At 36.4% G+C, this 22123-nt stretch carries 20 protein-coding genes and 2 riboswitches; of the genes, 18 read left to right on the plus strand and 2 right to left on the minus strand.

Annotation, left to right across the window (positions count from 1 at the left end):
* The first annotated feature begins 54 nt into the window (after nucleotides 1-54).
* The 14 genes from uvrA (at nucleotide 55) to ACIQXW_RS03825 (ending at nucleotide 16286) form a co-directional block, all read left to right on the plus strand.
* Nucleotides 55-2559 (plus strand): excinuclease ABC subunit UvrA, encoded by a 2505-nt coding sequence (gene uvrA, locus ACIQXW_RS03760; protein WP_402759973.1) that lies wholly within the window; start codon nucleotides 55-57, stop codon nucleotides 2557-2559.
* A gap of 339 nt (nucleotides 2560-2898) precedes the next feature.
* Nucleotides 2899-3024, plus strand: a riboswitch (FMN riboswitch).
* A 121-nt stretch (nucleotides 3025-3145) separates the two neighbouring features.
* Nucleotides 3146-3271: riboswitch (FMN riboswitch) on the plus strand.
* A gap of 156 nt (nucleotides 3272-3427) precedes the next feature.
* On the plus strand, nucleotides 3428-4066 hold the full coding sequence (gene ribE, locus ACIQXW_RS03765) for a riboflavin synthase (RefSeq protein WP_402759976.1): 639 nt from the start codon (nucleotides 3428-3430) through the stop codon (nucleotides 4064-4066).
* Between the two features lie 57 nt (nucleotides 4067-4123).
* Nucleotides 4124-4753, plus strand: coding sequence for a 3,4-dihydroxy-2-butanone-4-phosphate synthase (gene ribB / locus ACIQXW_RS03770; protein WP_483869802.1), 630 nt, complete (start codon nucleotides 4124-4126; stop codon nucleotides 4751-4753).
* A 17-nt stretch (nucleotides 4754-4770) separates the two neighbouring features.
* Nucleotides 4771-5238, plus strand: a complete 468-nt coding sequence (gene ribH / locus ACIQXW_RS03775) for a 6,7-dimethyl-8-ribityllumazine synthase (protein ID WP_340825121.1) — start codon at nucleotides 4771-4773, stop codon at nucleotides 5236-5238.
* Between the two features lie 135 nt (nucleotides 5239-5373).
* A complete protein-coding gene (locus ACIQXW_RS03780; protein ID WP_401018664.1) occupies nucleotides 5374-6816 on the plus strand; it encodes a spore germination protein in 1443 nt (480 codons plus the stop codon).
* A 140-nt stretch (nucleotides 6817-6956) separates the two neighbouring features.
* Nucleotides 6957-7184: a DUF1540 domain-containing protein gene (locus ACIQXW_RS03785; RefSeq protein WP_340825119.1), complete on the plus strand. Its 228-nt coding sequence runs from the start codon at nucleotides 6957-6959 to the stop codon at nucleotides 7182-7184.
* A 225-nt stretch (nucleotides 7185-7409) separates the two neighbouring features.
* Entirely contained in the window at nucleotides 7410-8444 is a 1035-nt protein-coding gene (locus ACIQXW_RS03790; protein ID WP_402759978.1) for a C45 family autoproteolytic acyltransferase/hydrolase, read from the plus strand.
* Nucleotides 8445-8765: 321 nt separating this feature from the next.
* Nucleotides 8766-10073 carry a sensor histidine kinase gene (locus ACIQXW_RS03795; protein ID WP_402759980.1) on the plus strand — a complete coding sequence of 436 codons (1308 nt, stop codon included), beginning with the start codon at nucleotides 8766-8768 and terminating at the stop codon, nucleotides 10071-10073.
* Between the two features lie 265 nt (nucleotides 10074-10338).
* Nucleotides 10339-10896, plus strand: a complete 558-nt coding sequence (locus ACIQXW_RS03800) for a histidine phosphatase family protein (RefSeq protein WP_340825114.1) — start codon at nucleotides 10339-10341, stop codon at nucleotides 10894-10896.
* 138 nt (nucleotides 10897-11034) lie between these two features.
* Nucleotides 11035-11280 carry a cold-shock protein gene (locus tag ACIQXW_RS03805; RefSeq protein ID WP_340825112.1) on the plus strand — a complete coding sequence of 82 codons (246 nt, stop codon included), beginning with the start codon at nucleotides 11035-11037 and terminating at the stop codon, nucleotides 11278-11280.
* A 1467-nt stretch (nucleotides 11281-12747) separates the two neighbouring features.
* Nucleotides 12748-14235, plus strand: coding sequence for a malate:quinone oxidoreductase (locus ACIQXW_RS03810; RefSeq protein WP_401018658.1), 1488 nt, complete (start codon nucleotides 12748-12750; stop codon nucleotides 14233-14235).
* Between the two features lie 259 nt (nucleotides 14236-14494).
* Nucleotides 14495-14716, plus strand: a complete 222-nt coding sequence (locus ACIQXW_RS03815; RefSeq protein WP_340825109.1) for a DUF2829 domain-containing protein — start codon at nucleotides 14495-14497, stop codon at nucleotides 14714-14716.
* A 152-nt stretch (nucleotides 14717-14868) separates the two neighbouring features.
* Nucleotides 14869-15624, plus strand: coding sequence for a 3-oxoacyl-ACP reductase (locus ACIQXW_RS03820; RefSeq protein ID WP_402759984.1), 756 nt, complete (start codon nucleotides 14869-14871; stop codon nucleotides 15622-15624).
* Between the two features lie 152 nt (nucleotides 15625-15776).
* Nucleotides 15777-16286 (plus strand): QueT transporter family protein, encoded by a 510-nt coding sequence (locus tag ACIQXW_RS03825; protein ID WP_340825106.1) that lies wholly within the window; start codon nucleotides 15777-15779, stop codon nucleotides 16284-16286.
* 158 nt (nucleotides 16287-16444) lie between these two features.
* Here the strand turns inward: ACIQXW_RS03825 and ACIQXW_RS03830 are convergent, their stop codons facing one another.
* Nucleotides 16445-16978: an ECF transporter S component gene (locus ACIQXW_RS03830; RefSeq protein WP_340825105.1), complete on the minus strand. Its 534-nt coding sequence runs from the start codon at nucleotides 16976-16978 to the stop codon at nucleotides 16445-16447.
* Between the two features lie 585 nt (nucleotides 16979-17563).
* Here ACIQXW_RS03830 and ACIQXW_RS03835 point away from each other — a divergent pair.
* The 4 genes from ACIQXW_RS03835 (at nucleotide 17564) to ACIQXW_RS03850 (ending at nucleotide 21257) form a co-directional block, all read left to right on the plus strand.
* On the plus strand, nucleotides 17564-17785 hold the full coding sequence (locus ACIQXW_RS03835; protein ID WP_340825104.1) for a transcriptional regulator SplA domain-containing protein: 222 nt from the start codon (nucleotides 17564-17566) through the stop codon (nucleotides 17783-17785).
* Between the two features lie 10 nt (nucleotides 17786-17795).
* On the plus strand, nucleotides 17796-18824 hold the full coding sequence (splB, locus tag ACIQXW_RS03840; protein WP_340825103.1) for a spore photoproduct lyase: 1029 nt from the start codon (nucleotides 17796-17798) through the stop codon (nucleotides 18822-18824).
* Between the two features lie 154 nt (nucleotides 18825-18978).
* Nucleotides 18979-19917 (plus strand): arginine deiminase family protein, encoded by a 939-nt coding sequence (locus tag ACIQXW_RS03845; protein ID WP_340825101.1) that lies wholly within the window; start codon nucleotides 18979-18981, stop codon nucleotides 19915-19917.
* A 14-nt stretch (nucleotides 19918-19931) separates the two neighbouring features.
* On the plus strand, nucleotides 19932-21257 hold the full coding sequence (locus tag ACIQXW_RS03850) for an amino acid permease (RefSeq protein WP_402759987.1): 1326 nt from the start codon (nucleotides 19932-19934) through the stop codon (nucleotides 21255-21257).
* On the opposite strand, the gene ACIQXW_RS03855 is transcribed toward ACIQXW_RS03850, so the two are convergent.
* On the minus strand, nucleotides 21258-22028 hold the full coding sequence (locus ACIQXW_RS03855; protein ID WP_402759990.1) for a YqcI/YcgG family protein: 771 nt from the start codon (nucleotides 22026-22028) through the stop codon (nucleotides 21258-21260).
* Between the last annotated feature and the right edge of the window lie 95 nt (nucleotides 22029-22123).

A 22123-nucleotide genomic window follows, 5' to 3' on the forward strand; every position in this document is an offset into this window, starting at 1 on the left:
GAATTTAAGCTAATGATGATACTAGTAAGTCGTACTATGTTCAGGAGGATAATGATGAAAGAGACCATTTTTATTAAAGGTGCTTGGGAAAATAATTTGAAGAAAGTGTCGCTTTCCATACCTAAATATAAGCTAGTAGTACTGACTGGACCTTCTGGCTCAGGGAAATCAACGTTAGCTATGGATACACTTCAGCGGGAATGCCAGAGACAGTATTTAGATTCTATGGGAATGATGGCTAATGCGATTAGCAAGCCAAAGGTTGAGTTTATTCGTGGGCTGTCACCGTCAATTAGCGTCGGGCAGCATGTGACAAATCGAAATCCACGTTCAACGGTAGGAACAGTAACAGAAATTTATAAGTATATCCGATTTATCTTTGCCAGACTTGGGGAACAAGTTTGTACTTCATGTAATATGAGTATTCCTGCTTCTTTTGAACCAACAGAAGCGTTCGTAGAAGAAGATGAAGAAATAGACAATCAAATAATTAGTTGTCCTAATTGCCATGAACAGCAAGCGAAATTAGGCATGCTACATTTTTCTTTTAACAAGCCAGAAGGTGCTTGTGAAACTTGTAGTGGCCTTGGTCATGTGGCGAGTATTAATGAGGCGATGGTGTTTAATCCTGAGCTCAGCTTACGCGACGGTGGCGTAGCTTCACTAAAGGGGGTCCATCGTGACATTCAAATGCGTATTTTAGTGGCAGCAGGAAAGCATTATGGATTTGAATTTGATCTTGATCTACCATTAAAAGATTACGATGATGTTCAGCGAGATTTATTATATTATGGCGTCGAGAGCGAGGAATTTAAACGTCACTATCCAAATAGTAAACCGGTCTCAGGAACAAAGTTTGAAGGAGTCATACCGAGCTTATGGAGACGATATAAGGAGAAAGAGGGAGAATCAGGGGCTAAAGAAAAAGAAGGAAGTTTCTTTCATGAACAACTTTGCCCAGATTGCCTTGGTGCACGCTTAAAGAAAGAAGTTCGTCAAGTTAAGGTAGCGGATGCAACAATTTCGGACGTATCTGAGTGGTCGCTTGAAGATGTATTCAAATGGACGAATAGCTTGCAGACGGCGTTACCTGAAGCAAGTCATCATTTATTGGTGCCTATTATCGAGGATATGTTAACAACACTTCAGCGGCTTATCGATGTTGGACTTGGTTACCTTTCATTGAACCGTCAGACGGTATCATTGTCTGGTGGGGAAACACAACGTCTACGACTTGCTACCATATTAGGTTCAGCTTTAACTGGCGTTCTGTATATTTTGGATGAACCGACAACCGGTCTTCATGCAAAGGATACAGCAGGTCTCATTCGAGTGCTTCAGGAATTACGTGATTTAGGTAATACTGTACTAGTTATCGAGCATGATGTTGAGATGATGCGAGCGGCAGATCATATTATTGATATCGGTCCTGGTGCGGGAATACATGGTGGTACTGTTGTAGGTGAAGGCAGTCTGGATGATTTAATGTCAAATGAGCAATCAGTGACTGGAGCTTATTTGGTAGAAGAATGCTCCCCTTCTCCTGTTCGAGTTCGTAGGGAGGGAAATGGACAGCATATCAAGATTCAACAAGCAAAACTTCGAAATGTCGACATCCCTACTGCTTCTATTCCATTGGGGTGTCTTGTGTCAGTAACAGGCGTTTCAGGTTCGGGGAAATCTACGCTTGTTTTTGACATTCTTGCACAAGGAAAATCGAAAAACCTTGCCCAAATAGGATGTAAGGAAATTAGTGGGTTAGAGCATATCGAAAATATCGTTATCTTTGACCAATCGCCAATGGGAAGAGTACAGCGTTCTAATGTCGCTACTTATACGGATGTCTTTACTCACCTCCGCAAATTGTTTGCAGGATTGCCAGAAGCAAAAGAAAGAGAATTAACTTCAAAGCATTTCTCATTTAACTCTGCGGGTGGACGATGTGAAACATGCCAAGGTTTAGGGGTATTATCAGTAGATATGGATTTCCTAGCAGATATAGAAGTGACATGTACAAACTGCAAAGGGAAAAGATTTACTGACGAAGTGTTGCAAGTTAAATATGAAGGATACTCCATTTCAGATTTGCTAAATATGTCTGTGGAGGAGAGCTTACCAATTTTGAAATCGGAAACAAAGATTTCTCGCATGATTGAAATGCTATGTGAGGTTGGGTTGGGCTATCTTCAATGGGGTCAATCGGTCAAAACTTTATCTGGCGGTGAAGGACAGCGTATTAGGCTGGCAAACGAATTAAGTAAAGCATCCAAAAACCACACGCTTTATTTATTGGACGAACCTACGACAGGTCTTCATCCATCTGATATTAAATTGTTACATGCTTTATTAAATAGACTTGTCTGTGCCGGAAATACCGTTATCGTCGTCGAACATAGTCTGGAATTAATCCGTGAATCTGACTGGGTTATCGATATTGGACCTGAAGGAGGAGCCGCAGGTGGTAAGCTTGTAGCTGAAGGAACGCCAGAGCAAGTGGCAAAAGTATCGGATTCCTATACGGGGATGTTTCTGAAAGAAGTACTCGCCGAAGCGTTCTAATTACATTTAACAAACGATACTTTAGGAAAATACCAAAAAATAGGAAATTAAAAAGAATACGCTCTTTTAGTTAAGATGAAGGTTACTGTACATCTTTCTACTAAAAGAGCGTATTTATTTATTTATTTATGAACCCTTCAAAAGTCCATGCAAACGTTACTATTTTAAATTATCCCCAAAGTCCCTTGCTCCTTATTCATACGCTCAATTATTAGCTGGTTGCTTTAATTTGCACATGTGGATTGTGCCAAGGCAATTAAACTGCACAAAATAGCCATTAAAAAATTTTAAGTGGATAATGTATTAAAATAATGTTATCGTATGAAGTAACTAAATAAACATATCCTTCAGGGTAGGGTGAAATTCCCAATCGGCGGTGATGAAGTAATTCAAAGTCCGTGAGCGCAAGCTGATTTGGTGCAAATCCAAAACCGACAGTTACAGTCTGGATGGGAGAAGGGTATATGTGTAAGCTTTTTAAATTCATATGACTTTAAAAGGTCTATTTGGCTACGCTTATATTCAAAACTACTTCCCATCGCCTTCGTTGGGGAGTTTTTTTATTTAGTTAAAAATTTAATAGGTATCTGTTCTTCGGGGTAGGGTGAAATTCCCAATCGGCGGTGATGAAGCAATTCAAAGTCCGTGAGCGCAAGCTGATTTGGTGCAAATCCAAAACCGACAGTTATAGTCTGGATGGGAGAAGAACGATGAGATGGTAGCCTTTGGAAAATTTATTTCCATTAGGTTTATTTAGTGACGTCTTATGAATTAGAACTCCCAAACCCCATTTTTATATGGGGTTTTTTGTTTGTCTCGTTTAAGCAATTACAGGTCAAAATTTAAAAAGTAGAAAGTAGGTGGAAAAATGTTTACAGGTATTATTGAGGATGTTGGTACAGTAAAAACCTTGCAAAACGATAGACAAAGTATGAAAATAACTGTTATTTCGCCAAAGATAGTATCGGACGTGCAGCTAGGAGATAGTATAGCTGTCAATGGCGTGTGTTTGACAGTAACACATTATAATGAGCAGGAACTGACAATGGATGTAATGCCTGAAACAGTGAAAGCGACAAATTTGCAGCAACTCACGGTTGGTAATGCAGTAAATTTAGAGCGTGCAATGCCTGCGAATGGACGTTTTGGTGGTCATTTTGTTTCAGGGCATGTTGATGGAGTGGGAAAAATATTACGCAAACGTCCAATGGCCAATGCAGTATACATCGATATAGAACTTTCAGAGGAGTTAACTTGCTATTGTATTCCTAAAGGTTCAATCACAATTGATGGAACGAGTTTAACGCTCTTCCATGTGGCAAAAAACAGCGTCACCGTATCGCTTATTCCCCACACATACAAGGAAACCGTATTAGGGACAAAAAATGTTGGATCACCAGTCAATATTGAGACCGATTTAGTTGGTAAATACATTATGCACCAGCTACAGCGTGGTCAGCAATCACCGACCATTACAAAAGATTACTTAGCGAAGCATGGGTTTTAACCTGTCTTTGAAAGTAAAGAACGTACAGTAAATTAAAGTTTATTAGGAGGTGGCAATTTGCTACATTCAATTGAAGAAGCAATTGCAGATTTAAAACAAGGCAAAATGATTGTTGTCGTGGATGATGAAGATCGTGAAAATGAAGGGGATTTACTTGCCCTTGCAGAGTTCATGTCACCAGAAACGATAAACTTTATGGCCACATATGGAAGAGGGCTTATTTGTACGCCGATTTCACAGCAGCTTGCACAACAATTAGCGTTGCATCCAATGGTCGTAAATAATACAGATCATTACCAAACGGCATTTACCGTAAGTATTGATTACAAAGATACAAAAACAGGCATTAGCGCCTTTGAACGTGCGTTGACAATTCGAAAAATGCTAGAGTCACAAGCGCAAGCAACTGATTTTCGTAGACCTGGGCATGTATTTCCCCTTATAGCAAAGGAAAATGGTGTTTTAGAACGTAGAGGGCATACGGAGGCAACTATCGATTTAGCAAGGCTTTGCCGAAGCATACAAGCTGGTGTTATTTGTGAAATCATGGGGGATGATGGTGAAATGCTTCGCTTTGATGACTTAGTCAAATATGCGGAAAAACACAAATTAAAAATGATTTCGATTGATGCATTAGCAGCCTATCGTCGTCAACAAATACAAGGAAAAAATTCACTTACAGTGTAAAAGAGGAGAATCAATTTATGGGAAAAACATTTGAAGCACAATTAATTGGCAATGATTTAAAAATAGCGGTAGTAGTTGGTCGATTTAATGAATTTATTACTAGTAAATTATTAAGCGGTGCAATGGATGGGCTAAAACGTCATGGTGTAGACGAGGATTTAATTGATGTTGCGTGGGTACCAGGTGCATTTGAAATTCCATTTATTGCAAAACAGCTAGCGGAAACAAAAAAATATGATGCCATTATTGGTCTTGGCACAGTTATTCGTGGCTCTACAACACATTATGATTATGTTTGTAACGAATCAGCAAAAGGCATAGCTAACGTTTCTCTTACAACTAACATACCAGTTATTTTTGGTGTTGTCACAACTGAAAATATTGAGCAGGCAATTGAACGCGCTGGGACAAAATCTGGTAATAAAGGTTATGACGCAGCAATATCAGCTATTGAAATGGCGAATTTACAGAAAATGATTGGCTAAATTTCAATGACATAATGTATAGGTGAAAAGGATAACTGCATAATTTGCTGGACATTGGGAAAAATATTGTATGTGTATTTTAGTACAATAATTTATTTGAATCGAGTTCAGTAGGAGATGAGGAATATTCAATCAATGAATCAAAATATCGAATTGAAAACGTTGAAAGAACTATTTCAACGCTCTGCTGACGTAATATTTCAATCTTATACCTTTCAACAGCATAATGTTCATTTTATTACATGTGAATCAATGTTCGATCAGTTATTATTGAATAAGGTGATTATAAATCGAGTCCAATCTTTGTGCGAAAATGTTTCAACACCATTATTAGCAGAGCAAATAATAAATGAATTACACATTCCAAATCTTCAAAAAATAACGAATTTAGAAGTGGCTACTACACGTGTATATACAGGATATGCTTTGCTGTACTTTGAAAAGGAGAAAATTTTATTCTCAAGTAAAATTTCAAATAAGCCGAATCGAAATCCTGAAGAAACAAAAAATGAACTGGTAATTAAAGGACCGAGAGATGATTTTATAGAAGATGTCTTTATTAATATTGCTCTAATTCGCAAGCGACTACCAACTAATTCATTGAGTGTAGAAACAATGGAAATTGGTAGGCGTTCTAAAACAACTGTAGCCGTTCTTTATATGGAAGATATTGCCAATAAAACGATGGTGGATGAAGTGAAAACGCAATTACGTAAAGTTGATACAGATGTCGTGATTAATGGCGATATATTGATGGATGGGGTGGGCAAAACATCTAAAATTCTTCCCCTACATGATTATACAGGTCGCCCAGATTTTGCAGTACAAACGTTAAGTAGAGGACGCATTCTTATTTTAGTTGATGGAGTGTCCTATGTCATCATTACACCACCTAATATCTTTTTACTCTTTAAATCAGGTGAAGACAATGATTATCCAGCTATTGTAGGTTCTATAGAACGACTGCTACGAATCGTAGGCATATTAATAAGTATGCTTGCACCAGGTTTTTGGCTTGCCTTATCGACCTATCATCAAGAACAAATGCCAATTCTACTTTTAGCAACAGTTGTACAATCAAGAACGGGCTTGCCTTTTCCTACCTTACTGGAAATATTGCTCATGTTATTTATGTTTGAATTATTTCGAGAGGCAAGTCTCCGCTTACCATCTCTTTTGAGCGGAACCATGAGTGTTGTGGGAGGTTTAATTGTCGGAGATGCGGCGATTAAGGCAGGCATAACGAGTCCTTCAATGATAGTAGTAATTGCTATTTCAAGTATTGCGGCATATACACTTGTAAATCAATCGTTTGTAACGGCCATGAGTATTTTCCGTCTATTTGTCGTCTTAATGGCTTCTTTTTTTGGCTTATTTGGTTTCTTTTTGTCCCTATTCTTTATTCTTATTTATGTTGCGAATATACGCGTGCTAGGTGTACCGTACGTAAGTCTTGGTGCAGATTTGAATTGGTCTGATATCAAAAAATCTTTAATACGTGCAGCTCCAAGTGGATATAATAAACGCCCAAAATTTTTACAGCCTCAAGATAAAACTCGGTCTTCCAGTAAAAATTAATGATAGCCATTTTAAATAAATAATAAAGTTATTTTCATGCTTTGCTTGTAAAAACGCTTGGATTGGACAAAATACTTAATGAAGAGTATGGATTAGACTTATCTATATTTTTCTAGACCAATCACAAGGGGTGGATAGTTATGCCGAATGTTCAAGTAAGCTGTGCTGTATCAAATTGTGTTTTCCATGCCAAAGGTAATTTTTGTGGTGCTGAAAAGATAGCAATCGATATGGATAAACGTATCGATAAGAAACATGATGCAGAGTTTGCTTCTGATTTTGAAATGCATATGTCCAAAGAGGCGGCAAGTCAATCATCAGATACATGTTGTAAAACATTCAGATCTAAAGAAAAAGAAAAACTTTAGATGATAGGTATAGGTTGTTTAAATAATTGCAAATAGAGAATTAAGGGCAATATTTAAATAATTTATCTTTACCTTATAATTAATGATTTGGTCACTTTGAAAGTCGTCTTCCTATATGGAAGATGACTTCTTTTTTTAGCATTTTTTATAGTGCCTCTTGACCTTCCAGTTACTTGAAGGAATACGATAATATTATCATCCGATTGGAGTATAGGAGGTATGGAAATGGAAAAATACGAAGATTTAGTAGTAAGCGTAGTTTCGATAATGGGAGATGCTTATGACGTGGGTTTTCAACAAAGTAAGGAAATACAATCATCAGCTCATTTAATACAAGATGAACTGTTTCTTGCCTTATCAGCTACTTGTAATGCTCAAAAGGCTCAAGAGGCATTACAGAATATTTCGCCGAATCTTTTACAAGAGATAAAAGGGTTAGCTTCTGGTTTAGAACAGTCATATGAATCCGTTATAAAAATGTATAGTGGTTATAATATGACATTTCCAGATATGGGATGTACGTCGTTTGTGCATAATGGGCATTATGTGAGAAATTACGATTTTAGCCCTACTTTATATGATGCAAGATTTGTTTTTTCTAATCCGTCAGAAGGGTATGCAAGTGTTGGATTTAGCCAGCAAATCATTGGTAGGCTAGATGGAATGAATGAAAAAGGATTAGTTGTAGGACTTCATTTCGTTAATAATGAATGGGAAGGAGATGGCTTTCTTGCGTCAACAATTGTTCGAATATTACTGGATAATTGTAAAAATATTGAAGAAGCCATTTTACAATTAAAAAAAATCCCACATCGTTATTGCTACAACTACTCGATGATTGATCGAAGTGGAAAAGTGGTCGTGGTAGAGGCTACACCAACGGAGCAAATTGTTTTTGAACAACACTCATTTATGTGTACTAATCATTTTGAATCACAAGAATTGAAAGATAAAAATAAAGCATCTATTGATAATTCAATACAACGCAAGCGCTATATAAATCATTTTGTTGCAAACGCATGTACGACTGCTATGTCTGCTTTTCAATATTTTAATGATGGAGATTCACCACTATTTTTTAAGCAATATAAAGAATACTTTGGTACATTGCACACAGTGCTATACTCACCAAATCAATTAGAAGTCATTGTGGGAATAGGGGAGAATAGTGAGCCACTTACGTTTTCCCTGCACCAATTTTTAAGGGGTGACCTTATTCTTCCGACAACCATAAAAGGAAAAATACTTCAGGCTATCTAATTCGTCATGCATAGTTTATAATTTAATAGATACTAGGGGGAATGGCATAACTTTTGTTGGGCTGTTCTCCTTTCCTTTTGTTGCTATTTCGCTTTTCGAAAGAAAATGAAATTATTTTATATAGTATAACAATTTGAAATTTTTATAAAAAATAAACTTGGATATAAGTTATATTTCAAAGGGATTTTTTTAAAACAAACATGAAAAAATGAAAATTACTATAGTATAATATTATTGCAGTTATCATAAATATTAAATGTTACAGTAGTAAATACACATAATTAAATATTTAATACAATAGATGAGGAAGTACCAGTTTGTATGAAAAAACGTAAAATTAAACTAATATTAGTATTAGCGACAGTATTATTGTCATTGTTCACAAGTTTAAATGTTGTCACTTCTTATGTGAAGATGAAAAAAACGGTGGAAGAGTCAATCGCTAACCAAAGTCTGGAAGCGGCTATATCCATTGCATCATCACTTGATGTCAAACAGTATCAGCAATTTTTAAATAATCCTGTGGAAAGTGAAGATTATTGGGAATTAAGAAGCTATTTAAATGATGCAAGAGAAAAACTGGGTGCCTTATTTGTGTATACATTAGAAATTGATAATCCTCAAGTATCAAAAGCGTTGATTGCTGGTGTACCTAATAGCTACACAGAAGGGTTTGAAATAGGACAAATTTGTACTGTGCCTGAGAAGCAAATCAAACTAGCTTATCGAGGGTTAACATATGTTACGAATGTAATTGAGGATCCAGACCATGGCGATTATCTTTCTGTAGGAGCACCTATTAAGAATGAAAATGGACAAATTATGGGCTACCTTGGTATTGATATTGGTGCTGACAAAGTTAATGGCATTAAAGGAAAAGTTCTAGAAAATAATTTACTCATGTTTATTTATAATGGACTATTTATTTTAATCGTTATTGCTTCTTTCTTCTTTTTACAGAGATGGTATCAAAAAGAAGTGACGAAAGAAGTGGGGGTAACTGAAGATACATATCAAGCTGAAATTAAAGCGTTAATTACTTCTGTATCTTCATTAAGACATGATTTCACCAATCATATACAAGTGTTGCATGGGCTACTGCAACTAGGGGAGCAAGAACAAGCAAAACAATATTTATCTTCATTATCTAAAGATGTGCAGGCAATTAAATCACTAAAATTAAATATAAATCACCCTGGGCTTTCAATCTTGTTGCAAACGAAAAAACTTGCAGCCCAAAACCATAATATTGAGATGGATATATCTGTTTCACAGGATGCTTTTATTAATATTAAAACAACAGATTTAATTAAGTTATTATCAAATTTAATTGATAACGCTATTGATGCCACAACTGAATTGCCGGAGAGCGAACGTAAAATGACAATTTGTTGTCATGCGGATGAAACGAAGTACGTCTTTGAAATTATTAATACAGGACCGACAATATCTGAGCCGGAACAAATATTTAAACAAGGGTTTACAACAAAAAAACCTGAATTCGGTAAAATAAGAGGGCAAGGATTATTTATCGTAAAAGAGGTTGTCAAAAAATATAATGGAAATATCTCTATTCAAACGACAGCCGAATTAGAAACGACAGCGACTGTAATCATTCCTCTAAAGTGAAATAATGCAGTGCGATAAGTGCATGTATGTATTGCCATAACATTATAGGCTAAATCCAATTTGTTAGATTTAGCGACTCGATTTGTGTTTACAGGATTTAAAATCGTGATAAGGTTTCTATAAAAATAAGCAGACAGCTCCCTATATTATGTAGGGAGCTTTTGGTTTTGGAGTAAATTCACGTGTGTTGCGCATCATTTTATGTACAAAGTAAGTCATATATTAACAGTAAATCTTTAAGGTAGGTTAGGGGGCAAAGAAAGATTTGGAACAGTCAATTCTTGATTTACTGCGAGCTGGTGGCTTCATTTTATATGTTAGACATGGGGAGGCAACAGTTGGAAAGGATCAGCCATATTTTAATTTTCAATATTGCTATACACAACGTAATTTGTCTGACTACGGTCGAAGAGAGGCCGCTTACTATGGACAAATGCTTCGTTATTGGCAAATCCCGATTAATTCACCTATTATTGCAAGCCCTTTGTGTAGAACAATTGAGACAGCGCAGCTAGCATTCCCAACAATGTATATTCAAATCGACCCTTTTTGGTTTGAAATTAATAAACTAGGAGGGGACATATCAGCTATAGAACAACAGCATATTTTGAAAAATGTTCAATCTCAATTAGAAAAGACACCTCCCTTTGGGACAAATCAAGTAATTATAGCGCATAGTTTTCCAAATGGAATAGGGTTAGGTAAAATTCCTAATATGGGAACGGTCATTGTAAAGCCTAAAGGTGAAGGTAACGGTTATGAAATTATAAAACAACTACCATTAACTGATTTAGCGACTTTAGGGAATCCTCTTTATAAATAGGTAGTGAAAGTTCAATGTATTCAACCTAATAAGCTTTTATTTCTAACCCTCTTATGAGTGTTCCGATTTTTGAAAAGATGTTTTTACATGCTTATTATTTATTGTAAAATAAGAATCTATGAATAGGTGGTTAATAATATGAAACGAGAGGGAATTGTTAAATGGTATAAAGAAGAAAAGGGCTATGGCCGTATTATGCTGAATGGTGAGGATAAAAATCACGTTTTTGTTCATTTTAGCTCAGTTTTACCGAATAATGAAAAATTTCCGGATGGCTATAGATTTCTTAAACAAGGTCAAAAAGTGTCCTTTGATTTAATTGAGCAGCCACATTCTACTGATCAAAAGCAAGTTGCGGAAAATGTTGAAATCCTATCAGACTAAATAGGAAGAAGTGTAATCAATTGTGCTATCTAATAGCTCAATTTTACGCTAAGTATATACACAAATTCTTTGATGTCTATAACACACATGATGAAGTCTATCGTTACACAAATAATTATTACTGAGTAGACAATGTGAAGATTTCCCATGGGAATGATGGCGGACCGAGCTATCATTCGCGAAATAAGTAGGATGTTACAACCGTAGAATACTACACAATAAGTGTTTAAAGAAGGTTATTTTAGATGGTCGTTATACTATTCGAATTTCTAACAATTTGCCTGAAAAAGTAATGAAAGCGACAGAGCAAAAAGCAATTGAGAAAAAAATGATGGAATTAGCTACTATTTCAATGAAATAAAATTAGTAAAACAAGCTGTTGCATTTTTGCTATGGATTTTGTTTCTGTATTATATTGCGTTAACTAAATTATATAGGCTTGAAAAATTCGCTTAAAAACATTATTTCTGAAATTAAAAGGGTAGGTCACCTAATATCTTGGTGAGCTACCTTTTTTGTAATTTTAAGCACATCTGGTAACAAAAAAGATGATAAATTGATTTAAGTAGAATTTATTGGGGAATATACATGTGCAATAGAAACTGCTCCTATTTTCTGAAAAATAAAATATTCTAATAATTTCAATTGTTGTATGGTAAAATTTATTTGGTACAGATGGTGTTATATAACAACATGAAGATAAATCAAATAGTTTTAATGTACAAAAAATCGCTTATAAAAAAGGAGGGAAAATATTAAATCGAAGCTTTAACTCTTGATAGATTTGATGAAAGCGTATACAGTAGCTAAGGAGGAAGGTGACTGAAAACCTTTTGATTTGTAAAACATAGGCTAGTTAGCAAAACTATAGAAGTCATAGCATTTTGCTATTTTGCTATGAATTAATTAAACGTAATTGTTTTGGTTAAAATTATGTGCCTTTGCGTACTATACATACTTTAGCGTATGAAACATTCTGTCGAAAAAGTGAAAATTAGTTTAAAGGTACCTTGTGAATGTTAGTGAATCATGTAAAATAGAGTCGATTGCGGGCTATTAGACTAAAAGTTCTAGGGCTTTTTAAATAAGCGAAGTTTATGAAGTGTCCATTATTTTAAATAAGCGATGGATAAATTATTTTAGTAGTAGCATACTAAAATTTATTCAGTTGATTTTATTTTAAACGCAATGCTTTTAGCAGAGTTGGTATATGTAATGGAAAACCACTGCAATACCCTGGCAATGGGGGCAAGGTCTTGGTTTTAGTATAGACAAATGACTTTATGGACTGACTTCGCATTTTTTACTACTTTTTGATTAGTTTATTACTATAATATTGTAGTAGATATTTTATTCTTTAATTAGTTGTGATAGACTATTGTAAGTTTATAGTTGATACAGAAAAGGTGTGTAACTAGTTTACACCGACATCATTTCTGCAAATCTTAAAATATAAGGATGGTAAAAATGAGTAACAGAGTAACTAAATCAGACGTCATCTTAATTGGTGCCGGAATTATGAGTGCGACTTTGGGGACGATGCTCAAAGAATTAGCACCGGACTGGAATATTACTGTGTTTGAAAAACTTTCAAACGCCGGTGAGGAAAGCTCTAATGAATGGAATAATGCAGGAACAGGGCACGCAGCACTGTGCGAGCTTAACTACACTTCTGAAAAACCAGACGGTACTATCGATATTAGCAAAGCAATTAATGTTAATGAACAGTTCCAGGTTTCGATGCAGTTTTGGTCTTATCTTGTAAAAAACAAGCTTATCCAAAATCCGCAAGACTTTATTATGCCATTACCACATATGAGTATGGTAAGAGGCGAAAAAAATGTTGAGTATTTGAAAAAACGTTATGAAACAATGTCAAATAATCCTCTTTTCAAAGGTATGGAATTTTCTGATGACCCAGAAAAACTAATGGAATGGATTCCTCTTATTATGCAAGACCGTCCAGCAAATGAGGCCATTGCTGCAACAAAAATTGACACTGGTACAGACGTAAACTTCGGTGCTCTAACACGTATTTTATTTGACCACCTAAAACAAAAAGATGTAGATATCAACTACAACCATAGTGTCGAAAGTATTAAACGTACGAAAGACGGTTTATGGGAATTAAAAGTGCATGACAAAGATGGTTGTAAAATGGAGTACCATACAGCAAAATTCGTCTTCCTTGGTGCTGGCGGAGGAAGCTTAGAGTTACTACAAAAAACAGGCATTCCTGAAGGAAAACACATTGGTGGATTCCCTATTAGTGGATTATTTATGGTATGTAAAAATCAAGAAATTGTTGAACAACACCATGCTAAAGTATACGGTAAAGCTGCGGTTGGTGCGCCACCAATGTCTGTTCCACATTTAGACACTCGCTTTATCGATAACAAAAAATCATTATTATTTGGACCATTCGCTGGTTTCTCACCAAAGTTCTTGAAAACAGGTTCAAACATGGATTTATTTGCTTCTGTAAAACCGCATAATATTACTACTTTATTAGCGGCAGGAGTTAAAGAAATGTCATTAACAAAATACCTGATCCAACAACTTCTATTATCAAAAGATCAACGTATGGAAGAGTTACGTGAGTTTATCCCAACTGCTAAGAGTGAGGATTGGGATATTGTAGTTGCTGGTCAACGTGTACAAGTTATTAAAGATACTGAAGCAGGCGGTAAAGGAACACTGCAATTTGGTACTGAAGTAGTAAGTGCTGCTGACGGTTCAATCGCTGCATTATTAGGTGCATCACCAGGTGCTTCTACTGCCGTTCACGTTATGCTAGAAGTTATCAAAAAATGCTTCCCACAACAAGCAAACGAGTGGGAGCCGAAATTAAAAGAAATGATCCCTTCTTACGGTATCTCATTACTACAAAACCCTGAGCTTCTTGAGGAAGTCCATGCTTCAACAGCGCAGGCACTTCGTCTAAACAAAAACTAATCATTAAAAAATATGAACCTTTGATCCATGTTGGATTGAAGGTTCTTTTTTCGTTGGAAAGGTCTAGCATAGTGACCTAAAATGGGGTTAGCACACCCTTGGTTTTCGTTTTATATAGCAAGAGACTCACATTAAAGGCAAAAAAAGTAGTTAGAATGAAAAGTATAAATGAACTAGCTATAGTTGTAAACAAAATAATTATCCAGTATACTTTTTGGGAAGGAAAGTATGAAAAGATTGTGAAAAGGGATGAATATAAATGACATTTGAAGAAGTATTACCGCGTTTAAAAGCAGGCGAGAAAGTAATCCGTGAAGGATGGGGCGGTGCTGAATTATATGTGAAGCTTGTTGGACAAAGCGAGCATGACGGAGTAAATTTAAATCCCTATTTTTTAATCAATGTACGCGGTGAGGGCTATACGATGTTCACACCAACTGTCTGTGATTTATTAGCGGAAGATTGGAAAATCGTAAACTAAATGACCGTGATTTAAGATGAAAATAGTATGCTAGGTGTTACTTAGTATGCTATTTTTTTGATGTCAAAGTAACCTTCTAATAGAACAAAGGGTAATCATAGCAACTGGATTTTTTACTATTAGTAGATTGCTTTTTATAGAGGAGAGATGTTATGAAGTTTGAAGAGTATATTGGCAAGACAGTTTTTATAACGGGTGCTGCCTCAGGTATTGGGCAAGCTCAGGCCGTTGCATTTTTAGAAAATGGGGCCAATGTTTTCGGTTTCGATATAGATGAGCAGGGGTTATTGAATTTACAAAAGCAATACCCAGAACGCTTTGGTTTTATGGTAGGTAGTGTAGATCGGAAAAGTGATGTAGAGCAATCATTTGAAAAAGTACTGGTGATGTTTAAAAAAGTGGATATTTTACTAAATACTGCTGGCGTATTAGATGGTTTTGCAAAAACGCTTGATACTGATGAGGCACTTTGGGACAAAATTATGAATACGAATGTAAAGGGCACTTTTTTTGTCACGAATACGATATTACCCCATATGTTAAAACGCAAAGCTGGTATCATTGTTAATATGGCGTCTATTGCAGGGCTAATAGCAGGTGGCGGTGGTGCGGCATATACCGCATCTAAACATGCAATTGTAGGCTATACGAAACAATTAGATTTAGACTATTGCCGTGAGGGGATACGTGCCAATGCCATTGCGCCAGGTGCTATTCAAACTCCGATGACCAAAGCTGATTTTGAAGGCGATGGTGCAATGGCAAAATGGGTTGCCGACGAAACACCTGCAGGTCGTTGGGCACAACCAAGTGAAGTTGCGAATTTAACGCTTTTTTTGGCAAGTCATTCAGCTGATTATATGCACGGAGCTGTTATCCCGATTGATGGTGGATGGATAGCGAAATAGTGTTGTTCTATGTATCATTCTTCTGCTATAATACGCAAGTAAGCAAAAAACAGCTTACACTACGGCACTTCAGTTAGGGCATCATGCTCTCTTCCTTTGGTCGTAGTTAGTACTAAAATAGCAGATTGCTATTTTACAAAGGAGAATGTAAATTGAATACATCTATTGTTAAAGATTCATCGCGAACTTCTGTAAGGGAACTTACAAAGGTAGCACTGGTCGCAGCCTTGTATGTGGCTGTAACTGTAGTATTGTCAGTTATTAGTTTTGGAGCTGTCCAATTACGTCTATCAGAGATGTTCAACTATTTGGCACTGTATAATAAACGGTATGTTGTAGCAGTAACACTAGGCGTAGTATTAGCGAATTTTATGTCACCGACTTGGATTCTCGATGTACCTATCGGTGGTATAGCAACATTTCTAGTATTAATTCTTTGTCGATCAGTAACGAAAAATATTAAGAGTGATAGTCGGAAAATGGTCATCACAGCATTGATTTTTGCACTATCGATGTTTACCGTTGCAGGTCAGTTAACCATTCTATATGATTTGCCGTTTTGGGCGACTTGGTTTACGGTTGGCGTCGGAGAGTTATTATCAATGACTGTCGGTGGAGTGACGATTCACTTATTAAATAAAAAAATAGATTTATCAAAATAAAAAAACACAGTCGCGAAAGCGACTGTGTTTTTTTCGTGATGCGATAGTAATCGCCGATAGAAGCCTGCAAATCGCCGATAGAAATGTTGTAACCGCCGATAGGAGCTCACGAATCGCCGGTAAAACGATGCAATCCGCCGATAGATTACGATAAAGAATTATTTAAATATAGGTGTTTTTTTCAATAAAACACAAACTGGTATGGCTACAATCATCCCGAGAATATTTTGAACTAAATCTCCAGGAATAGATGCCAATGGTGCAATCCAGTTAGCATATAAAATAGCTTCACCAACGTAATAAACAGCTATCATAAATGGAACAGAAATAATCATTGCGAAAAGATTGAAGGGAATGCTGTTTCCTTTACGTCCGTTCGACCAAGCAATTTTTCCTACGATATAGCCTTGTAAGCCACGAGCAACAAATGTAATAGGTGCCCACAACATCCAACCGGAAACGACGTCGAATAAACCCATGCCAATTGCACCTGCAATGGCTCCTTTTTTAGAACCAAAAAGAATAGATGCTGTAAAAAGCATGCCTGTTCCAAGATGTACTAATCCACCATTAGCTTTAATCGGTAGTTTAATATTTAATGTGAGCGTTGCCACGAAGACAAGTGCAATTAACATTGCCGATAGAATAAGATCAAAAGTTCTTGAATGTGAATAGCTTATTGTTTTTTGCATAGTTGAAAACCTTCCTTATTTTGCTTTATAGATATCAAAGCATAGTTGCGCAAAACCTTACTTTGTAAATCAATGTTGCATGCTAGGATAACCTTAGCAAAGGCTTGGCCTATTTAAAAGTATCAATTTTGCAAAAAAAATAGTGGTCAGTTTTTATGGAAATTCAAATAATAATTGTTGACATGGAGTAAACTCCATCTTTTAAAGTGAAAGGACAAAAAGAATGGAGTGATCCAATGATTATTATTACGTATGGATTAATCGGGGCATATGCACTATTATCAGAACTTGCAGGATTGCTGCAGTGGAAAGAGAAAGGATAGCAATTTAGATCATTACTCTTTGTCATATTATCCACTAGTATTCTCTTAACAATATGGATGCCGTACAAAGAGTGAATACTTCAATTACTAATTATGGAATTTATTGCACTTCATTTAGTAGCTATTATAGAAGGATTGTTAACAAATTGATAAAAATTCTCTCCGTTTGGTGGTGAGATTAGAATACAATCTAACAAAACTCTAACATAATTTCCTCCTTCTTAAGCCAAACTAATTGAAATGCTTTAGGAGGGTAACGTACATGCAAACTTATAATGCAGGGGATATTGTATATATTTTTTATCGCAATCCGCATATTCAAGATGTAGCGAATATACAGGAGGCGGCAGTCGTAAATAATCCAGAAAATCCAAATGAATTAGCGCTCTTTCTATATGAAACGTACTATCCGTTAACAAATGACTTTGTTATTTTTAGAAGTGAAATGGATGCTGAGCAAGCGTATAATCAGTATTTTCATTAGGAGGTAGAGGATGAGAAAACCATTTACACCTCAGCTAGTCTATTTTGAGCCTAATGCGCTCGATTATCCACTAGGACAGGAATTGAAAGAGAAATTTGAGAAGCTGGGTGTGGAAATTCGTTATACGACATCTCATAATCAGGTGCGGAATCTCCCAGGTGATAACGATTTGCAAAAGTATCGTATAGCAAAGTCAACGCTTGTCGTTGGTATTCGAAAAACGTTGAAATTTGATACATCTAAACCGTCAGCAGAATATGCCATTCCGTTTGCAACTGGATGTATGGGGCATTGTCATTATTGTTATTTGCAAACAACGATGGGCAGCAAGCCGTATATTCGTACGTATGTGAATGTCGATGAAATTCTTGAGGCTGCAGATCACTATATGGCAGAAAGAGCTCCTGAAATAACCCGATTTGAAGCATCTTGTACTTCAGATATTGTAGGAATTGATCATTTAACACATACGTTAAAGAAAGCTATTGAGCATTTTGGACAAAGTGAACATGGGTTGTTGCGATTCGTAACAAAATTCCATTATGTCGATCATTTATTAGATGCCAAACATAATGGTAGGACGAGGTTTCGTTTTAGTGTTAATGCGGATTATGTCATAAAAAACTTTGAGCCCGGTACATCACCTTTAGACTTGCGCATTGAAGCGGCTGGTAAAGTGGCGAGGGCGGGATATCCACTTGGCTTTATTGTCGCACCGATTTATCTTCATGAAGGTTGGGAGGAAGGGTATTATCATATGTTTGAGCGTCTTGATGCTGAATTACCACAAGATGTACGGGATGATATTACCTTTGAATTTATTCAGCACCGCTTTACAAAGCCAGCGAAAAGAGTCATTGAAAAAAATTATCCAATGACGAAATTAGAATTGGATGAAACAGCTAGAAGGTACAAGTGGGGCAAATATGGGATTGGCAAATATATTTATCAAAAAGAGGAAGAGGAAGATATTAAAGAACATCTTTACGGTTACATGAAGAAATTTTTCCCCAATGCTAAATTAGAATATTTTACGTAAAGACATACTGTAGCAGTAGTTTAATACTATGAGTTTGCCTAATCTCGACACACCATTGTTTTTGGTGTGTTTTTTAAGTTAATGTTGCTTCGTATAATCTTAATGTTGATGGTAACGCTAACAGTGATAGCAAAGAAAAGGGGGAGAAAACACCATGTATTCATTTCAACCAAGTTGTTGGTCAGAACATGGAGAGCTTACGGCTGTAATGCTTTGTGCACCTTCCAGTTTAGATGTGCCGGATTTAAAAACAGCAGAAAATGTGCAATGGAGCGCACCTGTTTTACATGCACGAGCAATGGACAATTTTATGGAGCTGAAGGGCACTTTACAGCATGCAGGCGTGCAAGTAATTGATTACTCAACGGAACTATTAGCAGAAGCACAGCAGCTAAGCGAACAACTTCTAAATCGTTATTTTGTGCGTGATCTTGCATGTGTATTTGGCAAACAAATGCTGCCAGGTGAAGCAGGTAGTTCAATTAGACGTCCTGAATATGGACATGCCCATGCATTGCTTGAAAAGTGGTTTCCTCAAAACTTTAAGGCATCTATGGAAACTGGCGATGTATTGGAGTTTGGGGATGTGATGGTGTTGAATAAGGATGCAGTGCTGATCAATATTGGCGTACGGACAACTAGACAGGGTGTGGAACGTGCGAAGCAAAAAATATTTGAAGCAGGATTTTCTGAAATTGGCATTATCGACTTGCCTCGGAGCTCAGACACACTCCATTTAGATATGAATTGTAATGTTGCGAACGAAGATGTTGTAATAGCGAAAAGCTTTATGCGGTATTTTCCTATATATGTTTTGACTGCAAGTACAACTCGCTTTAATATGACGGAACAATTTTTTAATCGACATGGTTTCGATGTCTATTGGCTAGAAAAATATAATACGATCCCTGATATCAATTTTTTAAATTTAAATCCTGAGACATTGTTAGTCAGTAAAAAAGCAACAAAACAGCAATTTAAAAACCATCCAAAATTACAAAAGAAAAATATAGTAGAAATTGAAGTGACCGAACTTGAAAAAGGCGGTGGAGGTATTCGCTGTATGACGTTACCATTGGTGCGGAAATTGTAAGAGGGGTGATCGAAATGGAGTCAAAAACAAGCAAAGGTCAAATGTCTTGGTGGCAGTTGTCTCTATTAGGTGTAGGTTGTACATTAGGGACAGGTTTTTTTCTAGGTACAAGCATGGCAATTGCCAAAAGCGGGCCTGCTGTTTTAATTCCATTTTTATTAGCAGCCATTGGAACGTATCTTGTCTATGATGCACTTGTGAAAATGTCTGTTGCCAATCCAGATAAAGGATCTTTTCGTACTTATGCTAAACAAGCATTTGGCAATTGGGCTGGCTTTAGTAATGGATGGGTATATTTGATTTCGGAAATATTGATAATGGGTAGTCAATTAATGGCATTGGGGATTTTTATCCAGTTTTGGTTTCCTGCCTTACCGCTATGGATGACCGCATCTGGTTTCGGTATACTCGGTTTGCTCATTATACTAACTGGAATGAAAGGCTTTGAAAAGTTTCAAAATATATTTGGGGCGATGAAGGCAGCTGCTGTCGTGATGTTCATCATAGTTGCTGTCGTCCTTTTAATAAAGGGGATAAATAGTGAGCCAAAGCAAATAAATGCTTTTGTTACTAACTTTCAAGGTTTTTTTGCTGAAGGTGTAAAGGGCATTTGGCTTGGACTACTATATGCTTTTTTTGCTTTTGGTGGCATAGAAGTGATGGGGCTTCTAGTAATTGACTTAAAAGATCCTAAGCAAGCACCGAAAGCTGGAAAAGTGATGATTATCATACTGACATCGATTTACGTAAGTGCTCTCGTATGTGCGCTTCTATTAGTAGGGTGGGAAACATTTACAATAAATGAAAGCCCGTTCATTACCGCCCTTACAGATTTTCACATACCATATGTAGCAGATATAATAACAGGCATTTTAATTATTGCCGGATTTTCCACGATGGTTGCTTCCTTGTACGCAGTGGTAACGATTTTAACGGCTTTAGCAGAAGATCATGATGCGCCATCAATATTAGCGAAAAAAGGGAAAATGAAAGTGCCGTTACCTGCATTTCTTTTTCTAACAGTTGGTTTAACCGTCACCATTGTGATAGGCTTTCTTATTCCAGAAAAGATTTTTGAATATTTAATAACGGCAGCTGGGTTAATGTTAATTTATAACTGGCTTTTTATATTAGTGACATATGCAAAGCTCATGACATTAACGAAGTGGCAACATGTAAAAAATGTTGTTGGGATGCTTTTAATAGCGGTAACCGTTTCGGGTACATTAGGTGACAAAACAAGCAGACTCGGTTTTTACATAAGCCTGCTTTTCATAGTCATCATTGCTGTTGCGACATTTATTGTTATGAAAAAGCGGAGCAACAATAGCTCCGCTTAATTATTTCTCTCTTTTGGAAAGGTTAATTGAAGATTTCCCCTTTAAAAATGGACATGTTGTGGGACTATGCCCCTCATCGTCGCTTAAAAAATATTGTTTCCATTCATAATTGTCCTTTTGCCCATACCATTTTAAGTCTGGATGACCTGGAATTGCGTCATACAAATCGATGCGTTTTCTTATTAGCCTTTTTAATTTTTGGCCAAGCACAGTTGTATCATTAATGTCTTCAAACACCCAGCGTGGCTGAAAGGCCATAAGCAATGTTGAAAAATGGCGACTTTTTCGAAGTTGGTGGGCAGGTGTTGCACAAAATACAAAGTAAGGCTCCCCATCAAAACAAAATTCCCATGTATGAACAGAAGGGTCGGAGGGAATTTCTCTAGGCCATTCTTTTTCATCAAATGCAGTAACGTTGTTTAGCAATGTCCAAAATAGGGCTCTATAATCCTCTACCTCATAATTTTCAAGCATATCCTTTGGCGTTTCGAAAAAAATAGCATGTGAAGTATATTTTCCAGCAGATCGTGCGCAGTATCCATATTCTTTTAAGCAAGTTGCTAACGCTTTCGCTGATTGTAGCTCTCGGGGATCTCCGATAAAGCTGAAGCGTAGTTGATTTGATAAAAAACCTGTTCTAGCAGGAATACAGGGGAACGTATTTGCTTCATCTGCAATCATTAAAGAAAAGTCTTTAAAGGCGTTCTGTTGCCATAAAGGAAGGGATGGTAAATGTTGATCAAGCCAATTTTTTTCAAATACTACTCCCACATTAGTCACCTCCTTTATACATCATTAGACTATTATAGGAGGGGCTAATCGGTGACGAATTATTAGGGATTATTTCTAACTAGTCTCCTTAGCAC

Origin of the sequence: Lysinibacillus sp. NPDC097162 (genome assembly GCF_044762185.1) — a bacterium.
Classification (GTDB): domain Bacteria; phylum Bacillota; class Bacilli; order Bacillales_A; family Planococcaceae; genus Lysinibacillus.

What these genes read in the sequence shown, in the direction of transcription:
- uvrA (WP_402759973.1), top strand. Translation starts at nt 55, where the DNA reads ATGAAAGAGACCATTTTTATTAAAGGTGCTTGGGAAAATAATTTGAAG.
- ribE (WP_402759976.1), top strand. Translation starts at nt 3,428, where the DNA reads ATGTTTACAGGTATTATTGAGGATGTTGGTACAGTAAAAACCTTGCAA.
- ribH (WP_340825121.1), top strand. Translation starts at nt 4,771, where the DNA reads ATGGGAAAAACATTTGAAGCACAATTAATTGGCAATGATTTAAAAATA.
- ACIQXW_RS03780 (WP_401018664.1), top strand. Translation starts at nt 5,374, where the DNA reads ATGAATCAAAATATCGAATTGAAAACGTTGAAAGAACTATTTCAACGC.
- ACIQXW_RS03785 (WP_340825119.1), top strand. Translation starts at nt 6,957, where the DNA reads ATGCCGAATGTTCAAGTAAGCTGTGCTGTATCAAATTGTGTTTTCCAT.
- ACIQXW_RS03790 (WP_402759978.1), top strand. Translation starts at nt 7,410, where the DNA reads ATGGAAAAATACGAAGATTTAGTAGTAAGCGTAGTTTCGATAATGGGA.
- ACIQXW_RS03795 (WP_402759980.1), top strand. Translation starts at nt 8,766, where the DNA reads ATGAAAAAACGTAAAATTAAACTAATATTAGTATTAGCGACAGTATTA.
- ACIQXW_RS03805 (WP_340825112.1), top strand. Translation starts at nt 11,035, where the DNA reads ATGAAACGAGAGGGAATTGTTAAATGGTATAAAGAAGAAAAGGGCTAT.
- ACIQXW_RS03810 (WP_401018658.1), top strand. Translation starts at nt 12,748, where the DNA reads ATGAGTAACAGAGTAACTAAATCAGACGTCATCTTAATTGGTGCCGGA.
- ACIQXW_RS03815 (WP_340825109.1), top strand. Translation starts at nt 14,495, where the DNA reads ATGACATTTGAAGAAGTATTACCGCGTTTAAAAGCAGGCGAGAAAGTA.
- ACIQXW_RS03820 (WP_402759984.1), top strand. Translation starts at nt 14,869, where the DNA reads ATGAAGTTTGAAGAGTATATTGGCAAGACAGTTTTTATAACGGGTGCT.
- ACIQXW_RS03830 (WP_340825105.1), bottom strand. Translation starts at nt 16,978, where the DNA reads ATGCAAAAAACAATAAGCTATTCACATTCAAGAACTTTTGATCTTATT.
- ACIQXW_RS03835 (WP_340825104.1), top strand. Translation starts at nt 17,564, where the DNA reads ATGCAAACTTATAATGCAGGGGATATTGTATATATTTTTTATCGCAAT.
- splB (WP_340825103.1), top strand. Translation starts at nt 17,796, where the DNA reads ATGAGAAAACCATTTACACCTCAGCTAGTCTATTTTGAGCCTAATGCG.
- ACIQXW_RS03845 (WP_340825101.1), top strand. Translation starts at nt 18,979, where the DNA reads ATGTATTCATTTCAACCAAGTTGTTGGTCAGAACATGGAGAGCTTACG.
- ACIQXW_RS03850 (WP_402759987.1), top strand. Translation starts at nt 19,932, where the DNA reads ATGGAGTCAAAAACAAGCAAAGGTCAAATGTCTTGGTGGCAGTTGTCT.